The organism is Mesorhizobium sp. RIZ17, assembly GCF_051127865.1.
GTDB lineage: Bacteria > Pseudomonadota > Alphaproteobacteria > Rhizobiales > Rhizobiaceae > Mesorhizobium > Mesorhizobium humile.
Genome location: NZ_CP147861.1, coordinates 4,332,255 through 4,349,338 on the forward strand (window position 1 = coordinate 4,332,255; position 17,084 = coordinate 4,349,338).

The window sequence follows — 17,084 nt, forward strand, 5'->3', positions numbered from 1 at the left end:
CTCCAACGAGAGGGAGAGGCTCGTGAAATCGCATTACCGGGCAGTCGTCATCGGGGGAGGCGTGGTCGGCGCCTCAGTGCTCTACCATCTCACGCGGTTCGGCTGGAGCGATGTGGCGCTGATCGAGCGCGCCGAGCTGACGGCGGGCTCGACCTGGCATGCGGCGGCCGGGTTCCACGCGCTCAATGCCGATCCCAATGTCGCGGCGTTGCAGGACTACACGATCAAGCTCTACCGCGAGATCGAGGCCGAGTCCGGCCAGAATGCCGGGCTGCACATGACCGGCGGCGTCAACATGGCGAGCGACCCGCAGCGTTGGGAATGGCTGAAATCGGCCTGGGCGGTGTTCCAGTCGGTCGGCATCGAGACGGCCAGGCTGGTGACGCCCGAGGAGATCAAGGAGATCTGCCCGATCGTCGATGTCAGCGACGTGCTGGGCGGCCTCTATGATTCCAACGAGGGCCATCTCGACCCTTACGGCACCACGCACGCCTATGCCGGTGCTGCGAAGAAGCGCGGTGCCGAAATCATCCTGCGCAACCGCGTCGTCGAGCTGAAGCAACGCGCCGATGGCGCCTGGGACGTGGTAACCGAGAAGGGCACGATCGTCGCCGAGCATGTCGTCAATGCCGGCGGCCTCTGGGCCAAGCAGGTCGGGCTGATGGCCGGCGTCGACCTGCCGGTGACGCCGATGGAGCACCACTATTTCGTCACCGAGGAGATTCCCGAAGTCGCCGCCCTCGACAAGGAGCTCGGCCTCGCCGTCGATCTCGACGGCTTCTCCTATCTGCGGCAGGAGCGAAAGGGTGTGCTGCTCGGTGTCTACGAGCAGAACCCGAAACACTGGAACATGGACGGCGCGCCCTGGGATTACGGCATCGAGCTGATCCCCGAGGACATCGACCGCATCAGCCCGGAGCTTTCCAGGGCCTATCAGCGCTTCCCCTGCCTGGCGAAGGCCGGCATCCGCAAATGGGTCAACGGCGCCTTCACCTTCACGCCGGACGGCAATCCGCTGGTCGGCCCGGTGCGCGGCTTGAAGAACTACTGGGTCGCCTGCGGCGTCATGGCCGGCTTCAGCCAGGGCGGCGGCGTCGGCAAGTCGCTGGCCGAGTGGATGATTTACGGCGAGCCGCAAGCCGACATCTTCGGCATGGACATCGCCCGCTACGGCGCCTTCGCCGCCAACCGCGAGTATCTCAGGCAAACCACGGGCCAGTTCTATGCCCGCCGCTTCGTCATGACCTTCCCCAACGAACGACTGCCTGCCGGCCGGCCGCTGAAGCGTCCGGGCGCCTATGACGGCATGAGCGCCGCCGGCGCCGAATGGACAGCGTCCTGGGGCCTGGAGATCCCGGCCTATTTCGCGCCGATGGGGTTCCGCGAGGAAACGACGCTGAAGCGCTCCAACGCTTTCGAGATCGTCGGCGACGAGGTGCTGCAGGTTCGCCGCGCCGCCGGCCTCGTCGATACCACGGCCTTCTCGCGCTATGCCGTGTCAGGCTCCGGCGCCGAGGCCTGGCTCGACCGACTGCTTGCCTGCCGGCTGCCGAAGCCCGGCCGCGCGAAGCTGGCGCCGATGCTCGGCTCCGACGGCCGGCTGAAGGGCGATCTCACCGTGCTCAACTGGGGCGGCGGCGAATACTGGATCATGGGCTCCTACTATTTGCGCGAATTCCACATGCGCTGGTTCGAGGCGCACAGGGAGGAAGGCGTCTCCATCACCGACATCTCGGATGCCATGTCCGGCTTCCTCGTCACTGGTCCGAACGCTCGCCAGATCGTGGAACGCACCACACACCAGGACGTCTCGGCGGCCGCCTTGCCGTTCATGGCTTGCGACGCGTTCGACATCGGCATGGTGCGCGCCCGGGTGGCCAGGCTCTCCATCGCCGGCGAGCTCGGCTTCGAGATCAACTGCCCGGCCACACTGCATTCGACCCTGCGTGAGACGCTGCTTGCCGCCGGCGAAGACCTCGGCCTGGCCGAGATCGGCTACTACGCGCTGAATTCGCTCAGGCTGGAAAAGAGTTTCGGCATCTGGTCGCGCGAATTCACGCAAGGTTACACGCCCGGCCAGACCGGACTCGACCGCTTCATCGCTTTCGACAAGGGCGATTTCATTGGCCGCCAGGCCGCGATCAAGGAGCGCGAGGCCGGCGTCTCGCGACGGATCGTGACGCTTGAGGTCGACGCGGTCGACGCCGATGCCAGCGGCTTCGAGCCGGTCTGGTCCAAGGGCCGGCGCGTCGGCTTCGTCACCTCCGGCGGCTACGGCCACACGCTCGGCAAGAGCGTCGCCCTGGCGTTGGTCGATGACGATTTCGCCGGGGAGGGGACGGAACTTTCCGTACACATTGTCGGGGTCGAACGGCCGGCGCGCGTCATCGCCGCCTCGCCTTACGACGCCGAAGGCAAGGCAATGCGGCAATGAGGAGGAACGGTCATGGTTGAGCAGGCCGCACGCGATCTCAGGCGCGAACGCCGCCGCGGACGCACCGGCGAGGCCGGCAGTGAGTCGAGCCGTCGCCCGAATTATCATTCGCTGAAGAACTCGTTCGCGCCGCAGCCGGTCTTTTCCGCCGACCAGGTCGCCGCGATCCACGATACGGCGCTGCGCGTGCTGGAGGAACTCGGCATCAAGGTGCTGCTGCCCGAAGCGCGCGCCATCTTTGCCCGGTCTGGCGCGCTGGTCGACGAGGACAGCCAGATGGTCAGGATCGGCCGCGATATCGTGACGGCAGCGCTTGCCTCGGCGCCGCGATCGATCCCGGCGCGGGCCGGCGACCGTTCCCGCGATCTCGACCTCGAGCTCGGCACGATGACGTTCCTCGCCGGCTGCGGCGCCCCCAATGTCACCGATCTCGAGCGCGGCCGGCGGCCGGGCACGCTTCAGGCCTTCGAGGATTTCATCCGGCTGGTGCAGCATTTCGACGTGCTGCATATGCTCGGCCCCTGCGTCGAGCCGCAGGACGTCGACACGCGTTTTCGCCACTATGCCACCGGCCGTGCGCAACTGACGCTGTCAGACAAGGTACCCTTCGTCTTTGCTCGCGGTACGCCGCAGGTCGAGGACAGTTTCGAGATGATCCGGCTGGCGCGCGGCCTGTCAGAAGATGAGTTTGCCAGCGGCGCCCATAGCTACACCGTCATCAACACCAACTCGCCGCGCCAGCTCGACATCCCGATGGCGCAGGGCATCATCGACTTCGCCCGCGCCGGCCAGATATCGATCATCACGCCCTTCTGCCTGGCGGGCGCCATGGCGCCGATCACGGTCGCCGGCGCGCTGACGCTGCAGCACGCCGAAGCGCTGGCCGGCCTGACGCTCGCCCAGATCGCGCGCCCCGGCGCGCCGGTGGTCTATGGTTCCTTCTCCTCCAATGTCGATATGAAGTCGGGCGCGCCGGCCTTCGGCACGCCGGAGCATGTCAAGGCCACGCTCGGCGCAGGCCAGCTTGCGCGTTTCACCGGCCTGCCATGGCGCTCCGGCGGCGGCAGCGCCGCCAATATCTCCGACGCGCAGGCAGCACATGAGACGCAGTTCGCGCTGTGGGGCTCGGTGCTGGCCGGCGCGACCGTCTGCATCCATGCCGCCGGCTGGCTGGAAGGCGGCTTGAGCGTTTCCTTCGAGAAGCTGATCACCGACATCGAGGCCTTGCAGACGGTCGCCGAGCTTTGCGCGAAGACCCCGGGCGACGAGGATGCGATCGGCTTCGAGGCCATCGCCGAGGTGCAGCCCGGCGGCCATTTCTTCTCGGCGGCCCACACCATGGCGCGCTACCGCACCGCCTTCTATGAGCCGCTGGTGGCCGACTGGTCGAATTTCGGCAATTGGACGCAAGCCGGCGGCAAGACCGCCACGGAGCGCGCCACCGGCATCTGGAAGCGGATCCTTTCCGATTTCCAGCCGCCGGCCTCCGCTGCCGCCACCGCCACCGCGGGCGTGCTCGATGAGTTCATCGCGAAGCGCACCGAAGAAGGTGGCGCGGCCCCGGTGTCGTAATTTGACGAAAACGTAATAAATTCGAGACCTTCGCCCTTCACGCTATAGTCAAACCGATTCGTGGTCTGGCATCGGATTGCGAGCGCGGCTACGTTGCCGAAGATTGGCAGCAACGCGGAGACATGTGTTAGCGATGGGAGAAAAATGACTGCGCCTGGCGATTTGATGCAGGCCTTGTTCCTGAGGCTGAAGACCGATGCGTCGTTATCGGCGCTGCTCGGTGGCGCCGGCTTGCTCGAGCAGGCGAGCGACAAGGCGGCCTTTCCACACGTGACCTACGGCCGCACCAGTGCCTTCAACCTCGACACCGGCGCCGACAATGATGGCGATCAATTGATCACCTTGCATGTCTGGTCGAAAGCTCAAGGCGAGGCCGAGACACGCCTCATCATGGACAGCATCAAGGCGCGCCTCGATGGCGCAGCACTTTCCATCGGCCCGCGCGGCCAGACGCGGCTGTCGCTGGAATTCGCCGAGGCGCGTTATGACGAGGACCTTGCGGTCCATCATGGACTGCTGCGCTTCCGCGCCTTGACGCAGGAAGCCGCCTGATCTGAGCATGATCCCGAACCGAAGGTCAGCGCAGCAAAAGTGGGAACCGGTTTTCGGAAAAAGATCATGCGCCAACAAAGAATCAAAGCTGTGCCTGGATGGCGGCCTTGTCGATGACCGACCAGACCTCGCGAATCCGCCGGTCGTGGAATTCGTAGAAGACGTTCTCGGCGAAGCTGATCCGTTTGCCGTGGACCGGCAGGCCGAACAGCACACCCTTGGGCCGGCAGTCGAAATGCAGCCGCGCCGCCACGCGCGGCGGCTCCGAAATCAGAAACTCGATGTTGAAACGCAGGTCGGGAATGGCCTCGAAATCGCCTTCCAGCATGCGGCGATAACCTGAGAGCCCGATCGTCTCGCCGTTATACTGCACCTCCTCGCCAACGAAGCGGTCGAGATTGTCCCAATCCTGGTCGTTCAGGCAGGCGATGTAGCCCCGGTAGAGATCGGCAATTTCCTCGCGCGTCATCGCGTGCTCCCATGGTCGTCCGTCGTCCCTGCACTAGCTAGGGCTGGATGGAGAATCCGCACCCGAAAAGCGTAGCGGGCCGATTGATTTTCCGGCTATGAATTTGCACCCGGGGCCCGAGGGGCCTGGGCGCCCAAACTGGCGCCCACAGGGGTGTATTCATTTGTCTCGCGCAGGGGGAATGGCGGGCATGGATTTTCGACTGTTCACCGTTCATTTCACGTTCAGCCCGTATGCGTTAGAACCGTGATCATGAAAAACCTTGGCTCACATCTCCGCAAAGCAGTGCTGGCGCTTGCCGCGGCCGGCCTCTTTGCCTCGCAGGCGACCGCCCTGCCGGTCGTCGAGCCGTCGGCCGATCAGCCGGTCGTGCTCGCCGCCGGCGATTGCTACGCCATCGGCCAGCAGGTCGCCGCGCAGAATGGCGGCACGCTCGCCAAGGCCTCGCAGGCGACGCGGGGCGGCCAGCAGGTCTGCGTCATTGTCGTGCTGGTCCCCGGTAAGGACGGCCAGCGTCCGCGCCGCTCGGAAATCGTCGTCCCGATGGGCTGACTTCACTCGTTTCCCCGGCCGGCGGAATCGGCCTATACGTCTATCCAGCAACAGGTTTCAACCCATGCGCGTGCTCGTCGTCGAGGATGACAAGGATCTCAACCGGCAGCTGGCCGACGCGCTGGTCGACGCCGGCTATGTGGTCGACCGCGCGTATGACGGCGAGGAGGGGCACTTCCTCGGCGACACCGAGCCTTACGATGCCGTGGTGCTCGATATCGGCTTGCCGCAGATGGACGGCATCAGCGTCGTCGAGCGCTGGCGCCGCGGCGACCGCAAGATGCCGGTGCTGATCCTGACCGCGCGCGACCGCTGGAGCGACAAGGTGGCCGGCATCGACGCCGGCGCCGACGACTATGTGACCAAACCCTTCCACATCGAGGAGGTGCTGGCGCGGGTGCGGGCGCTGATCCGCCGCGCGGCGGGTCATGCGTCGTCCGAGCTCACCTGCGGGCCGCTGCGGCTTGACACCAAGGCGTCCAAGGCCGACGTCAACGGCGTGCCGCTCAAACTCACCTCGCACGAGTTCCGGCTGCTCGCCTATCTGATGCACCATATGGGCGAGGTGGTGTCGCGCACCGAGCTGGTCGAGCATCTCTACGACCAGGATTTCGACCGCGATTCCAACACGATCGAAGTGTTTGTCGGCCGGCTTCGCAAGAAGATGGGCATCGACATGATCGAAACCGTGCGTGGCATGGGCTATCGCATGCGTGAGCCGGAGGCGTGACGCGGAACCGCTGAGGCCAACGATGGGAACGTGGCTTTCAAGGCTGCGGCTTTGGCCGCGCTCGCTGACTTTCCGCGTCATCGCCTTGTCCACCATCTGGGCGATCCTGACGCTGGTCGTCATCTTCACCCTCATCACCACGCTTTATCGCCAGGCCAGCGAACGCGGCTTCGACAGCCTGCTTTCGGCGCATCTGTTCAACCTGATCGGCTCCGTCGGCATTTCCGACAATGGCGCGCTGACCGGCTCGCCCGACCTCGGCGACCTCCGCTTTTCCGAGCCGAATTCCGGCTGGTACTGGTCGGTGGAGCCCGCCTCCGAAGGCGTGCATGGCGAAATCCATTCCTCCTCGATGACGACTTCACTCCTGTCGCCGAGCGTCGCGGAAGTGCCCTTCAACTCGAACTTCCAGCGCAGCTATTCGATGGAAGGCATCAAGGGCGAGCAGCTCGAAGTGTTCGAGAGCGAGTTCGTGCTGGACGCCAAGAACCGCGCCGCCCGCTTCCGCGTCATGGGCAATCACAGCGAGCTCGAGCAGGAGATCGCCAGCTTCCAGCGCCGCCTGCTCACCTATCTGTCGCTGTTCGGCGTCGGCATGATCGCCATCAACGCGATTGCCATCCTCCTGGGTCTCCAGCCTTTGCGCCGGGTCCGCAATGCGCTGGCCATGGTGCGCGAAGGCACCGCGCAGCGGCTCGACGGCAGCTTCCCGGCGGAGATCGAGCCGCTCGCCAACGAGACCAATGCGCTGATCGAGAACAACCGGCGCATCGTCGAGCGCTCGCGCACCCAGGTCGGCAACCTTGCCCATTCGCTAAAGACGCCTTTGGCCGTGCTGATCAATGAGGGCCGGGCGCTTGGCGGCGCCAAGGGCCAGTTGATCGCCGAGCAGGCCGCCTCGATGCAGAAGCAGGTCGACCACTATCTGCAGCGCGCCCGCGTCGCCGCGCAGCGCGACAGCGTCGTCTTCCGCACGCCGGTCTCGCCGCTGGTCGAGCGCATGGTGCGCGTGCTGCAGAAACTCAACCCGCAAACCAGGCTGACGCTGTCGCCGCCGCCAGCGGAGATCGTCTTTGCCGGCGAGCGCGAGGACCTCGAGGAACTGCTCGGCAATCTGCTCGACAATGCGATGAAATGGGCTAAAGGCGCCGTCGCCGTGACGATCGCCACTATTTCGGGAAGCGGCAACCTGTTTGAAATCGTTATAGAGGATGACGGCCCGGGTATTCCCGAGGACAGCGCGCGAGAGGTGTTGAAGCGTGGCAAGAGACTGGATGAAACGAAGCCGGGAACCGGGCTCGGGCTCGCCATTGTCGCCGACCTCGTCAACGAGTATGGAGGCTCGCTGGCGCTGGAACGGTCCGGCATGGGCGGCTTGAGGGCGGTGGTGAGATTGCGGAGCCTTCAATGATGTTTTTTGTCGATTTGCGAGCAGGGGCTGGCGGCCAAATTTCCGACAAATATCAACACTATGGGCTCGATATCTCCCCGATGACGCAGCCCCCAGCTCATCCCGCTCAAGAGAACCGGTTGTTGGCATGAAGATTCGCGTCGCGCTCGTTTCCGCCCTGCTCGCCGTTTCCGGCTGCACGACACTGAGCAGGGGCGGTCCAACCTCTCCTGTGACGCCAGTTTCCACACCGCCAACCGCCGGCAAGGTCTCGACCGGCATCGTTTCGGCCATGAATGGCGGACTTATCGGTGGATCGATCGGCTCGGGCCTCAGCGACGCCGAAAAGCGCAAGGGCCTGGAAGCGGAGTACAAGGCGCTGGAATACAACACCAGCGGCCAGAAGGTGACGTGGAAGAGCGACAATTCCTCGCATTATGGCGAGGTCGTCGCCGCCCAGCCCTACCGGGTCGGCTCGCAGGATTGCCGCCAGTACACCCACACCGTCTATACCAGCGGCGCGGGCGTCACCGCGCGCGGCACCGCCTGCCGCAACGCCGATGGCAGCTGGACGCCGCTGACCTGATTTAGGCAACAGCCGGCCCGTTTGATATAGATCAAGGTAGACCGGGCCGACTGCCGTCAAAGCGTCGCAGCAAGCCTGTGTTGGCAGGGCAGGGCTCTGCCTTTATTGGAAGAACCATGCTGTTCTGGGTCATAGCCGCAATCCTCACGCTGGGCGCCAGCCTGGCGGTGCTGTTGCCGCTTACCGGCGGCATGAAGGGCGCGTCGCCTGCCGGCGACCACGACCTCGAAGTCTATCGCGACCAGCTTTCCGAGCTCGACCGCGACATGGCGCGCGGCCTGATCCAGCCGGGCGAGGCCGAGGAGGCGCGCGCCGAGATCGGCCGCCGCATCCTGCGTCTCAGCGCGGCTATGCAGCCCGGCGCGGCAACGCCCAGGCCCGCGCAGGGCGCCAGATGGGTCGCCAGCGTGGCCGTGCTTGCGGTTCCCCTGCTGAGCTGGGGGCTTTACGGCATGCTCGGCTCTCCCGATCTGCCTTCACAGCCGCTGGCCGAACGTCTGGCCAAGAACCCGGCCGATTCCTCGGTCGACGAACTGGTCGCCCGCGCCGAGGCCCATCTCGCCGCCAACCCGTCGGACGGCAAGGGCTGGGACGTGCTGGCGCCGATCTATCTTCGCCTGCAGCGCTTTCCCGATGCGGTGACCGCCTATCGCAACGCCATCCGCCTCGATGGCGATAGCGCGGTGCGCCAGGCAGGCTTGGGCGAGGCGATCGCCAGTGCTGCCGGCGGTATTGTGTCGGCCGACGCGCAAAACGCGTTCGAGGCGGCCCTGAAACTCGATCCGGCCAACGCCAAGGCGAATTTCTACTTGGGCGTCGGCCTCGCCCAAGAAGGCAAGAAGGCAGAGGCCGTCACCGCGTGGCAAAAGATGCTCGGCCAACTCGCGCCGGATTCGCCCTGGCGCAGCGCGGTCCAGCAGGCGCTTGCCGAGGCGGGCGCGCCGGCAGTCGCCAGGGCCGCGCCGGCAAACGGGCCGGACGCACAACAGGTAGAAGCCGCGCAGCAGATGTCGCCCCAGGACCGGCAAGCGATGATCGAGACCATGGTTGCCGGCCTCGACGACAAATTGAAGCAGAATCCCCGCGACGAGGAAGGATGGATGCGCCTCATCCGTTCCTATGTCGTGCTTGGCAAGACCGACCAGGCGCGCGCCGCGCTCGGCCGCGCTGTCGCCGCCTTTGGAGCGGACAGTGAACAGGCCAGGAAATTCACCGCCTTCGCCGCTTCGCTCGGCGTAACGGCGACGGAGTAGGGCAATGACGCGCAAGCAGAAGCGATTGTCGGTGATCGTGGCGGGGCTGGCCTTCCTCGCCGCCGCCGCCGGACTCACCTTCTACGCGCTCGGCCAGAAGGCCTCCTATTTCTACATGCCGGCCGAGCTGGCCACGGCAAGCGTCCAGCCTGGACAGCGCATCCGACTTGGCGGTCTCGTCGAGAGCGGCACCGTCGTGCGCGGCAATGGCGCAACCGTGGCCTTCTCGGTTACCGACACGCAGAAATCGGTCAAGGTGACCTATACCGGCATCCTGCCCGATCTCTTCCGCGAGGGGCAGGGCGTCATAACCGAGGGCGCATTCGGTCCGGATGGGGTTTTTGTCGCCGACAGCGTGCTCGCCAAGCATGACGAGCGCTATATGCCGAAGGAAGTCGCCGACGGCCTGAAGGCCAAGGGCGTCTGGGTGGAAAGCAAGAGCCAATGAGCAGGTTCCGCAAAAGTGCAACGCGGTTTTGCGACCAGAAACCTGCGGGAAACAGGTGACCCTTGGTTGAGACCGGACATTTCGCCCTCGTGCTGGCCTTCGCGCTGTCGCTGGTTCAAATGCTGGTGCCGCTCGTGGGCGCCCGCACCGGCAACCAGCGGCTGATGGCGGTCGGAGGTCCGGTGACCGTCACCGGCTTTGCGCTGACCGCGCTGTCCTTCGCGGCCCTTGCGAGCGCCTATGCCGGCTCGGACTTCTCGGTGGCGAACGTGTGGGAGAATTCCCATTCGCTGCAGCCGATGATCTACAAGATCACCGGCACCTGGGGAAACCACGAAGGCTCGATGCTGCTGTGGGTGCTGATCCTGACCTTCTTCGGCGCGCTCGTCGCTGTCTTCGGCAACAATCTGCCGGCAACGCTCAAGGCCAATGTGCTGGCCGTGCAGGGCATGATCGGCGCGGCGTTCTTCCTGTTCATCCTGACGACGTCCAACCCGTTCATCCGCCTCAATCCGGCGCCGGTCGAGGGGCGCGACCTCAACCCGGTCCTACAGGACCTCGGCCTCGCCATCCATCCGCCGCTGCTCTACCTCGGCTATGTCGGCTTCTCGGTCTGCTTTTCCTTCTCGGTCGCGGCTCTGATCGAAGGCCGCATCGATGCCTCCTGGGCGCGCTGGGTGCGGCCATGGACGCTGGTCGCCTGGATGTTCCTCACCGGCGGGATCGCCATGGGGTCCTACTGGGCCTATTACGAGCTTGGCTGGGGCGGCTTCTGGTTCTGGGATCCGGTCGAGAACGCTTCCTTCATGCCCTGGCTTGCCGGCACCGCGCTGCTCCATTCGGCCATCGTCATGGAGAAGCGCTCGGCGCTGAAGATCTGGACGCTGCTGCTTGCCATCCTCACTTTCTCGCTGTCGCTGCTCGGCACTTTCCTGGTGCGTTCGGGTGTGCTGACTTCCGTGCACGCCTTCGCCACCGACCCGGCGCGCGGCGTCTTCATCTTGTGCATCCTGACGCTGTTCATCGGTGGCTCGCTGGCGCTGTTTGCGCTGCGTGCGTCGCGGCTGACGGCCGGCGGCCTGTTCCATCCGATCTCGCGTGAGGGCGCGCTGGTCCTCAACAACCTCTTTCTCACCACCGCCACCGCGACGGTGCTGGTCGGTACGCTCTACCCGTTGGCGCTCGAAGCGCTCACCGGCGGCAAGATCTCGGTCGGCGCGCCCTTCTTCGACCTGACCTTCGGTCCGCTGATGCTGCCGCTGCTGGCGATCGTGCCGTTCGGCCCACTGCTGGCCTGGAAGCGCGGCGACGTCATCGCCGCCTCGCAGCGACTGATGGCGGCCTTTGCGCTGGCGATCGCCGCGATGCTGGTCACCGGCCTTTTCATCGACGGCGCCTCTGTTTTCGCCTCGCTTGGTGTCGGCCTCGCTGTCTGGCTGGTCGCCGGCGCGCTGACCGACCTTGCCGTCAAATCCGGTGCCGGCTCGGTGGCGCCGGCTATCATGCTTCGCCGCTTCGCCGGCCTGCCGCGGTCGGTCTTCGGCACGGCGCTTGCCCATCTCGGCCTCGGGCTGACCTTGCTCGGCATCGTCGGCACGCTCTGCTTCGGCACGGAGAAGATCCTCTCCATGCATCCCGGCGAGACGGTGGAACTCTCCGGCCACACGCTGCGCTTCGAAGGGCTCTTCCCGCAGAAAGGTCCGAACTTCACCGAGGATCGTGGCCGTTTCCTCTTGATAGACGCCGACGGCAACGCCGATGGCGCGATCACCTCGGCAAAACGCTTCTATCCGGTGCGCCAGATGGTGACGACCGAGTCCGGCATCAGGACGCTCGGCTTCAGCCAGCTTTATCTGTCGCTGGGCGACGAGAACAAGGACGGCTCCGTCGTCGTGCGCCTCTGGTGGAAGCCGCTGGTGACGCTGATCTGGGGCGGCGGACTGGTGATGATGGCGGGCGCGGCCATGTCGCTGGCCGACCGCCGCCTGCGTGTCGGCGCGCCGGCAAAGCGGCGAAAGCTGGCCGCGACCCTGGCGACCCCGACATGAAAGCGAGATTTTCGCTCGCCCCGCTGGTCCTGCTGCTGGCTCTGGTCTTCGCAGGCGCGGCGCAGGCGGTGAAGCCCGACGAGGTGTTGCAGGATCCGGCCTTGGAGGCGAGGGCCCGCGCGCTGTCGGAAGGCCTGCGCTGCATGGTCTGCCAGAACCAGTCGATCGACGAATCCGACGCCGACCTCGCCCGCGACCTGCGCATCCTCGTGCGCCAGCGCCTCGTCGCCGGCGACACCGACCAGCAGGTCATGGACTATATCGTCTCGCGCTATGGCGAATTCGTGCTGCTCAAGCCTCGCTTCAGCCTGCGCAACGCGCTTCTGTGGGGCACGCCGGTGCTCCTGCTGCTGGTCGGCGGCTTGTTCATCGTGGTGAGCGCCCGCTCGCGCCGCCCGGCATCGACCACGCTTTCGGCCGAGGAGCAGGCGGCACTGGATAAGATGCTTAGCGACTAGCTCCATCGCCGGCGTCGACAATTGGCTGCGACCGCTCGCGATTCGTCATTCCAGGGCGGAGCAAGGAGCGAAGCGACGCGCGCAGACCTGGAATGACGACGTCGCGGAGGTTTCAGCCAATTTCCAAAGGCGGCATGCCCTCACACTTTGCGTGTCCGCTCGGCCTCCACCCAAACATTACAAAAATTTCATGTACCGGAAATGGCGCCGTAATGTGCGGCTCTCTAATCCTCTTGCCCGAGGATGCTTCGCCTGAGCGCATCCGCGTCGATAGAGGATAAGAAACCCCATGAATAATGCCCCCAATTCATTTTCGAGCACCCGCAAGCGCCTGCTGGCCGCCGTCGCTTCCCTGGCCGTTGTCGGCACGGCTGGCGCTGGCATGCTCGCAACCGGCACCGCCCCCGTGCTGGCCGATGCCGTGCGCGTCGAAGCCCCGCAGATGCCGAGCTTCGCCGATGTCGTCGAGCACGTCTCGCCGGCGGTCGTGAGCGTCAAGGTCAAGGCCAAGATCCAGCCGACGGCCGATGACGGCTCCGACGACCAGAACGGCTTCGACAACCTGCCCGACAATCCGCAGCTGCGCCGCTTCTTCAAGGAATTCCGCGGTTTCGGCGACCAGGGTCAGGGCGGCCAGTTCGGCATGCGCCGCTTCAACCACCGCGACCACGGCAATGGTGAGCCGCGTCCGGTCGCTCAGGGCTCGGGCTTCTTCATCTCGGAAGACGGCTATCTCGTCACCAACAACCATGTCGTCTCGGAAGGCTCGGATTTCAGCGTCGTCACCAATGACGGCAAGGAACTCGACGCCAAGCTGATCGGCACCGATCCGCGCACCGATCTTGCCGTGCTCAAGGTCGATGGCGGCGGCAACAAGTTCACCTATGTCGACTTTGCCGATGACTCCAAGGTTCGCATCGGTGACTGGGTGGTTGCCGTCGGCAATCCCTTCGGCCTCGGCGGCACCGTCACCGCGGGCATCGTCTCGGCTCGCGGCCGTGACATCGGCGCCGGCCCCTATGACGACTTCATCCAGATCGACGCCTCGGTCAACCGCGGCAATTCGGGCGGTCCGACCTTCAACCTCAACGGCCAGGTGATCGGCATCAACACCGCCATCTTCTCGCCGTCGGGCGGCAGCGTCGGCATTGCCTTCGACATCCCGGCCTCGACCGCCAAGCAGGTCGTCCAGGACCTGATGAAGAGCGGCTCCGTGCAGCGCGGCTGGCTCGGCGTCGAGATCCAGCCGGTCACCTCCGACATCGCCGAGTCGCTCGGCCTGAAGTCGGACAAGGGCGCGCTGGTCTCAAGCGCCCAGGATGCCGGTCCGGGCAAGAAGGCCGGCATCGCCGCCGGCGACGTCATCACCCAGGTCGACGGCAAGGATATCGACTCGCCGAAGGAACTCGCCCGCACGATCGGCGCCTATTCGCCGGGCAAGTCGGTCGACGTCACCGTCTGGCGCGACGGCAAGTCCCAGACGGTCAAGGTCGATCTCGGCACGCTGCCCGCGAGCGACAAGCAAGCCTCGAACGACGACAACAACAAGCAGCCGGCGCCCGCCGCCAAACCCGACACGCTTGCCGATCTCGGCCTGACCGTCACCAAGGCGGAAAACGGCAAGGGCCTCGTGGTGACCGACGTCGATCCCGACAGCAATGCGGCCGACCGCGGTATCCAGCCCGGCGACGTCATCACCTCGATCAACTCGAACGAGGTGAACACCACCGACGACGTCTCCAAGGCGATGGCCGATGCCACCAAGGCCGGCCGCAAGGCCGTGCTGATGCAGATCACCCGCGACGACTCGAACCGCTTCGTCGCGCTGCCGGTCGGCAAGGGCTGAGATATCAGCGTTCGGATTTTCCCTGCGGCGGTATCAACACCCCCGAGCCGCCGCCGGGAAAACATGGGGCCGAGCACGTAAGTCAGTCACCGTGTTTCGCGCCTGGCGGCAGCGGGTTTCCCATCACCCGCTGCCGCTTATCGCATGTCGCCCATAAGTGGGCACCGGTTTTGGGATCACGACATGCGGAACGGAATGTATGTCGCCCAAAAGTGGGCACCGGTTTTGGGATCACGACATGCGGAACGGAATGTATGTCGCCCAAAAGTGGTTGCCGGTTTTGGGAAGAAGACATGCGACTAATGAATGCAAGGCATGAACAATGGCTGCCTCTCAAACTTCAGGTGAAATCGCGTATAACGGCTCCATGAAGATTCTCGTCATGGAAGACGATCGCGAGGCAGCGGACTACTTGCAGAAAGCCTTTGCCGAAGCGGGCCACACCGCCCATGTCGCTGGCGACGGCGAGACCGGCTTCGCGCTCGCCGATGCCGGCGACTATGACGTGATGGTCGTCGACCGCCTGATGCCGCGCCGCGACGGCCTGTCCGTGATTGCCGCCCTTCGCTCGCGCGGCAACACCACGCCGGTGCTGATCCTGTCGGCGCTGGGCGAGGTCGATGACCGCGTCACGGGGTTGCGCGCCGGCGGCGACGATTACCTCACCAAGCCTTACGCCTTTTCCGAATTGCTTGCCCGCGTCGAAGTGCTGAACCGTCGCGCCAGCGCCCGCGAGTCCGAGACAGTCTACCGCGTCGGCGATCTGGAGCTCGACCGGCTATCGCATTCGGTCAAGCGCGCCGGCCGCGAGATCACGCTGCAGCCGCGCGAGTTCCGCCTGCTTGAATATCTGATGCGCCATGCCGGCCAGGTGGTGACGCGCACCATGCTTCTGGAAAATGTCTGGGACTATCATTTCGATCCGCAGACCAACGTCATCGACGTCCACGTCTCGCGCCTGCGCGGCAAGATCGAAAAAGGCTTCGACAAGCCGATCCTGCACACGATCCGCGGCGCCGGCTACATGCTGAAGGGCGGGTAGAGCATGATCCCGAACCGAAGGTCAGCGAACGCAAAAAGTGGGACCCGGTTTTCGGAAAAGATCATGCGTCAACAAAGGTTTAGATCAGGATGGACGATTCAACAAATCGTCATCCTGATCTAAGAGCCGACCATGGCTCTTTCCCTGCCGGCCATCATGAAGACGACGGCGGCCAGGCTTTCGGCGCTTTATCTTCTGCTTTTCGCGCTCTGCGCGGTGCTGCTCGTCCTGTACATGACGTCGCTGTCGGCGCGCATGCTGACCGCGCAGACGCAGGAGACCATCAATGACGAGGTGCTGGGCCTTGCCCGCGCCTATCAGCGCGGCGGCCTGCCGGTGCTGGTGCGCGTCGTCGAGGCTCGCTCGCGCCAGCCCGGCGCCAATCTCTATCTGATCGCCGACGCCAACGGCCAGATCCTGACCGGCAATGTGCAGAGCCTGGAGCCGGGGGTCATCGAGACCGAGGGCTGGACGACGGAACCGTTTTCCTATCAGCGCTTCGGCGAGGGCGAGCTCGATCGGCTGCGCAGCGGCGGTTCGGACCAGTCCGCGCCTCCGGCCAGCGAGGGCAACAATCCCCAGTCCACGGGGGAAAAGGGCCACAACGCCATCGCGCTGGTGCTGAGGCTGCCCAACCAGATGATCATGCTGGTCGGCCGCGATCTCGGCGAGCCGGAACGCTTCCGCGCCGTCATCAGCCGCGCGCTGACCCTGGCGCTCGGTATGATGGGCCTTGGCGGCATCCTGATCTGGTTCTTTGTCGGGCGCGCCGCGCTGAAGCGCATCGACAGCGTCTCGGACGCCAGCCGCCGCATCATGGGCGGCGATCTCAGTGGACGGCTGCCGGTCACCGGCGCCGGCGACGAATTCGACCGCCTGTCGGAAAACTTCAATTCGATGCTGGCCAGGATCGCCAAGTTGAACGAGGGGCTGAAGCAGGTCTCCGACAACATCGCCCATGATCTGAAGACGCCGCTGACGAGGCTGCGCAACCGCGCCGAGGCGACGCTCGCCGGCAGGCACAAGACGGAAGATTACCGCCAGGCGCTGGAAGGCACGATCGCGGAGTCCGACCAGCTCATCAAGACGTTCAACGCCATCCTGATGATCTCGCGCCTGGAGGCTGGCTATTCCTCGGAACAAACCGGTCCCGTCGACCTCGCCGCCACCGTGAGCGACGTCGTCGAGCTCTACGAGCCGGTGGCGGAAGAAGCGGGCGTCGCACTGGAAACGACCGTGCCCGAGGCCTTCACGATCAACGGCAACCGCGAGCTGATCGGCCAGGCGCTGTCCAACATCGTCGACAATGCCATCAAATACTCGACCGACGCCGCCGAGGCGCCGAAAGTACGAGTGGCGCTGGAGCGCCTCGGCAACGAGATCAAGCTTGCCGTCTCCGACAACGGCCACGGCATTCCGGACGACGCCGATCGCGCCCGGGCCACCGAACGCTTCGTTCGCCTGGAAAAGAGCCGCTCGCAGCCGGGTTCCGGCTTGGGTCTCAGCCTCGCCAAGGCGATTATGACTTTCCACAACGGCAGGCTTGATCTTTTACCCGCCAATCCCGGATTGTCCGTGGTCATGAGTTTCCCGTTGCGGGAGACGCATTGAAGCAGGTCGCGTGAAAAAGGATTCACGCGCCCTGCTTTAAGGTTTTGATTTTAAGCATGTCTTTGTCCCGAAACCGGGCCCACTTTCGGGAGA

15 protein-coding genes are annotated in these 17,084 nt (G+C 65.0%); 14 read left to right on the forward strand and 1 reads right to left on the reverse strand.

Features of this window, described 5'->3' with window-relative positions:
* The first annotated feature begins 22 nt into the window (after window positions 1-22).
* The 3 genes from WDX12_RS20630 (at window position 23) to WDX12_RS20640 (ending at window position 4,558) form a co-directional block, all read left to right on the forward strand.
* Window positions 23-2,434, forward strand: a complete 2,412-nt coding sequence (locus WDX12_RS20630) for a GcvT family protein (RefSeq protein WP_434721806.1) — start codon at window positions 23-25, stop codon at window positions 2,432-2,434.
* Window positions 2,435-2,446: 12 nt separating this feature from the next.
* Entirely contained in the window at window positions 2,447-4,006 is a 1,560-nt protein-coding gene (locus tag WDX12_RS20635; protein WP_434721807.1) for a trimethylamine methyltransferase family protein, read from the forward strand.
* Between the two features lie 144 nt (window positions 4,007-4,150).
* Window positions 4,151-4,558, forward strand: coding sequence for a DUF3168 domain-containing protein (locus tag WDX12_RS20640; protein ID WP_434721808.1), 408 nt, complete (start codon window positions 4,151-4,153; stop codon window positions 4,556-4,558).
* A gap of 82 nt (window positions 4,559-4,640) precedes the next feature.
* Here the strand turns inward: WDX12_RS20640 and WDX12_RS20645 are convergent, their stop codons facing one another.
* Window positions 4,641-5,027 carry an ester cyclase gene (locus WDX12_RS20645; protein ID WP_434721809.1) on the reverse strand — a complete coding sequence of 129 codons (387 nt, stop codon included), beginning with the start codon at window positions 5,025-5,027 and terminating at the stop codon, window positions 4,641-4,643.
* 252 nt (window positions 5,028-5,279) lie between these two features.
* Here WDX12_RS20645 and WDX12_RS20650 point away from each other — a divergent pair, with 252 nt between their 5' ends.
* The 11 genes from WDX12_RS20650 to WDX12_RS20700 all read left to right on the forward strand — a co-directional run bounded on the left by WDX12_RS20650 (window position 5,280) and on the right by WDX12_RS20700 (window position 16,991).
* Window positions 5,280-5,579, forward strand: a complete 300-nt coding sequence (locus WDX12_RS20650; protein ID WP_434721810.1) for a hypothetical protein — start codon at window positions 5,280-5,282, stop codon at window positions 5,577-5,579.
* Window positions 5,580-5,643: 64 nt separating this feature from the next.
* Window positions 5,644-6,309: a response regulator transcription factor gene (locus WDX12_RS20655; RefSeq protein WP_027164846.1), complete on the forward strand. Its 666-nt coding sequence runs from the start codon at window positions 5,644-5,646 to the stop codon at window positions 6,307-6,309.
* Window positions 6,310-6,331: 22 nt separating this feature from the next.
* Complete coding sequence (locus WDX12_RS20660; RefSeq protein WP_434721811.1) at window positions 6,332-7,720, forward strand: ATP-binding protein; 1,389 nt, start codon at window positions 6,332-6,334, stop codon at window positions 7,718-7,720.
* Window positions 7,721-7,847: 127 nt separating this feature from the next.
* Window positions 7,848-8,285 (forward strand): hypothetical protein, encoded by a 438-nt coding sequence (locus WDX12_RS20665; RefSeq protein ID WP_434721812.1) that lies wholly within the window; start codon window positions 7,848-7,850, stop codon window positions 8,283-8,285.
* A 116-nt stretch (window positions 8,286-8,401) separates the two neighbouring features.
* Window positions 8,402-9,538, forward strand: coding sequence for a c-type cytochrome biogenesis protein CcmI (gene ccmI, locus WDX12_RS20670; protein WP_434721813.1), 1,137 nt, complete (start codon window positions 8,402-8,404; stop codon window positions 9,536-9,538).
* Window positions 9,539-9,542: 4 nt separating this feature from the next.
* On the forward strand, window positions 9,543-9,986 hold the full coding sequence (ccmE, locus tag WDX12_RS20675; RefSeq protein ID WP_434721814.1) for a cytochrome c maturation protein CcmE: 444 nt from the start codon (window positions 9,543-9,545) through the stop codon (window positions 9,984-9,986).
* Between the two features lie 62 nt (window positions 9,987-10,048).
* The gene (locus WDX12_RS20680; protein WP_434721815.1) at window positions 10,049-12,034 is read left to right on the forward strand and encodes a heme lyase CcmF/NrfE family subunit; all 1,986 of its coding nucleotides are present in this window, start codon (window positions 10,049-10,051) and stop codon (window positions 12,032-12,034) included.
* On the forward strand, window positions 12,031-12,492 hold the full coding sequence (locus WDX12_RS20685) for a cytochrome c-type biogenesis protein (protein WP_434721816.1): 462 nt from the start codon (window positions 12,031-12,033) through the stop codon (window positions 12,490-12,492). The genes WDX12_RS20680 and WDX12_RS20685 overlap by 4 nt, the downstream gene beginning before the upstream one ends.
* 289 nt (window positions 12,493-12,781) lie before the next feature.
* Window positions 12,782-14,338, forward strand: a complete 1,557-nt coding sequence (locus WDX12_RS20690; RefSeq protein WP_434721817.1) for a Do family serine endopeptidase — start codon at window positions 12,782-12,784, stop codon at window positions 14,336-14,338.
* Between the two features lie 367 nt (window positions 14,339-14,705).
* A complete protein-coding gene (locus WDX12_RS20695; protein WP_040991372.1) occupies window positions 14,706-15,380 on the forward strand; it encodes a response regulator transcription factor in 675 nt (224 codons plus the stop codon).
* 132 nt (window positions 15,381-15,512) lie between these two features.
* Window positions 15,513-16,991, forward strand: a complete 1,479-nt coding sequence (locus WDX12_RS20700; protein ID WP_434721818.1) for an ATP-binding protein — start codon at window positions 15,513-15,515, stop codon at window positions 16,989-16,991.
* Window positions 16,992-17,084 lie beyond the last annotated feature (93 nt).